Source organism: Frankia tisae, from assembly GCF_025403405.1.
GTDB classification, from domain to species: domain Bacteria; phylum Actinomycetota; class Actinomycetes; order Frankiales; family Frankiaceae; genus Frankia; species Frankia tisai.
In genome coordinates, this window is record NZ_JANEZT010000589.1 from 1 (window position 1) to 2506 (window position 2506).

A 2506-nucleotide genomic window follows, 5' to 3' on the forward strand; every position below is an offset into this window, starting at 1 on the left:
GCGAGTTCGTCGTGCTCCCCGTGCCCGGTGTTCGCCACCGCCACGAGGAGCTCCTCGTCTGAGAGGCCTGGCCAACCCGGCTCCTGCGTCACCTAACCACCGTACGAGGTTAACCAGTTGACGGCCTAGATAACCGGTATAACCGTTACAGCGGTTACGCCACCGATGGGGTGGTATCAGGGACGGGAGGCTTCGGTGGCACCGCACGACGGCACCACGACCGGTATCCAGGCCCGAGCTGGCGAGGTGACGATCCTCGTCGCCGCCGCCGTCGACGGGGTGGGCACCACCGTCTCGGTGGCCGCCCTGCATGCCGTGCACCCGGCCGACCTGCTGGCGGTCGAACTCGGCGGCGCCGCGGTGGTACTGCTCGGCGCGGCGGTGGTACTGCTCGGCGCGGCGGTGGTACTGCTCGGCGGCGTCGACGCGGCGGCTGCACCGGCGCGGGGCGGGGCGGCACCTGCTGCTCGGAGCGTTGGTGCCTGGCCTGGCGTTCCTGCTGGGCGACCTGGGGCTGGCCCGTACCAGCGCCTCGAACGGCAGCCTGCTGCTGGCGGCCGAACCCCTGCTATCCGTTCGTCCTCGGCGCGGTCGTCGCGGCCGCGGTGTTCCTGGTCGCCACCCGCCGCTACAGCGACGCCGGCGACGGCGTCAACGCCACCGCCTGGCAGACGACAGGCGGCGCGTTGAGCACGGCACCGTTCGCCGCCATCGCCTGGATCGAGGGAGGCAGCCGGCTCGACACGGCCGGTGTCACGGCCTGGGCCGCGTGCGCCGCCGTCGCGCTCTGCGGCGTCGTGGCCGGCGTCGCGTTCAACCGAGGCATCGGCCGGGTGCCCGCCGTGCGTGCCGGTCAGCTACTGAATCTGGCACCGGTGGTCGGCACGGTCACGTCCGTCGCCTTCCTCGGGGAGCGCCCGACGACGCCGCAGTCGGTGGGCGGCGCAGCCATCCTCGTCGGTCTGGCACTGCTCCTGCACAGCGCCTCCGCTCACACCCGGCAACAACCGCTCGACGACCCGGCGGATCGCACCACCGGCGAACCCCCAGCCATGGCCGAAGTCCACGCCGGTGCGCGTGGACCTCACGAAAAGGAGTCCTGATCATGTCAGTGCGCTGTGTCCCGGTGTCGGGAGCCGAGACGGCGAAGCTGGTGCCGATCCTGCACGACGCCGAGGAGGACGACGAGCGCATCCGGACCGCGATGCGTGCTCCCGCCTGCCAGACCTATGCGGCGCTCGTCGACGAGCAGGCGGTCGGGGCGGCGGTCGTACGCTGGGGCGAGCCGGAGCCGGCCGAGATCCTGTACCTCGCGGTCGTGGCCGGCGAGCGAGGGAACGGCTACGGCAGGCAGATCGTCGCCGCGATACAGGCCGAGCTGCCCGCCCACGGCCGGACACTCCTGGTCGGAACGGCGAACTCCGCACTCGACAACATCGCCTTCTACCAGAAGTGCGGGTTCCGCATGCACGCGGTGAAACCCGACTACTTCACCTACATCCAACCCCCGCTCCGTGAGCATGGGATCGTCATGCGCGACATGATCGTGTTCGCCTACGACCTGGGCGTCATGCCGCCGCTGGCGTACCCGGTCGTGCTCGCTTCTCCGACCGCCGGCGAACCGCAGGCCCTAGCCCCGGAGGTCCCTGTGCCACACCGTCTTGACGGGCGGCCGCCGTTCTGCGACGTCGCCCTCGCCGAGGGTATCGAGCGGGTCGAAGCCCAACTCATCACCGAAAGCAGCGAGGCGTCCCGCCGCCGCCGACCGGGTGCAACCGGCTTCGCCGCGCCCCTTGCCGGCGGCGTGGCGAGCTTTGCCGACGAGGGCTCACCGCTGAACAAGGTCGCCGGACTCGGCTTCGCCGGAGCGCCCGAGGCGGCCGACCTCGACGAGGTCGAGCGGGCGTTCGCGGCCTGTGGCGCCCCGGTCCAGGTCGAGCTGGCCCATCTCGCCGACCCGACGGTGCCGACGGCTTCGCCCACCCCGACACGCAGGGGGTGCCCTCGCACGAGGACTTCCCGCGCGAGGTGCTCGTGGACGCCGTGCGCGACATGGCAGCGGCCGGTGTTCGACGTTACCTCGCGCTGTGTGACGGGTCGGTCGCCGGCGGCGCCAGCATGCGTACGGCCGACGGCGTCACGCAGCTCACCGGCGCGGCGACGGCGCCCGCGCACCGGCGTCGCGGCGTGCAGTCGGCGCTGCTGGCCGCCCGGCTCGCCGACGCGGTCACCGCCGGCTGCGACATCGCGGTCGTCACCACCCAACCCGGCTCCACGTCCCAGCAGAACGCGCAGCGCCAGGGATTCGACCTGCTCTACACACGGGCCGTGCTGGTGAAGCGCACCTGAACAGCTTGTTGGGTGGTCCACGGGCCGTCCGGGTCGGTCAGGACGGTGCGCGGGTGCCGTTCATCGAAGATCAGCATGCGGTCGGTGGCCTCGGTCCGGACGGTGCGGATGAACCGTTCGGCGTAGGCGTTCGCCCGCGGGGTCCGGGGTGGGGTCT

At 72.0% G+C, this 2506-nt stretch carries 4 protein-coding genes and 1 pseudogene; 4 read left to right on the forward strand and 1 reads right to left on the reverse strand.

Annotated elements, in window-relative coordinates; translation table 11 throughout:
* Positions 1–195 precede the first annotated feature (195 nt).
* The 4 genes and pseudogenes from NBZ85_RS30195 (at position 196) to NBZ85_RS34195 (ending at position 2349) form a co-directional block, all read left to right on the forward strand.
* The gene (locus NBZ85_RS30195; protein ID WP_261563328.1) at positions 196–690 is read left to right on the forward strand and encodes a hypothetical protein; all 495 of its coding nucleotides are present in this window, start codon (positions 196–198) and stop codon (positions 688–690) included.
* A complete protein-coding gene (locus NBZ85_RS30200; RefSeq protein WP_261560509.1) occupies positions 606–1103 on the forward strand; it encodes a DMT family transporter in 498 nt (165 codons plus the stop codon). The genes NBZ85_RS30195 and NBZ85_RS30200 overlap by 85 nt, the downstream gene beginning before the upstream one ends.
* 2 nt (positions 1104–1105) lie before the next feature.
* Positions 1106–1459: pseudogene (locus NBZ85_RS30205) on the forward strand (GNAT family N-acetyltransferase); the annotation flags it as partial.
* Positions 1460–2118: 659 nt separating this feature from the next.
* Positions 2119–2349 carry a GNAT family N-acetyltransferase gene (locus NBZ85_RS34195; protein WP_261563329.1) on the forward strand — a complete coding sequence of 77 codons (231 nt, stop codon included), beginning with the start codon at positions 2119–2121 and terminating at the stop codon, positions 2347–2349.
* On the opposite strand, the gene NBZ85_RS30215 is transcribed toward NBZ85_RS34195, so the two are convergent.
* Positions 2316–2506: integrase core domain-containing protein (locus tag NBZ85_RS30215; protein WP_261563330.1), on the reverse strand; the 191-nt coding region annotated here is incomplete at its 5' end. The two genes, NBZ85_RS34195 and NBZ85_RS30215, sit on opposite strands and share 34 nt — an antisense overlap.

What these genes read in the sequence shown, in the direction of transcription:
- NBZ85_RS34195 (WP_261563329.1), top strand. Translation starts at nt 2,119, where the DNA reads ATGCGTACGGCCGACGGCGTCACGCAGCTCACCGGCGCGGCGACGGCG.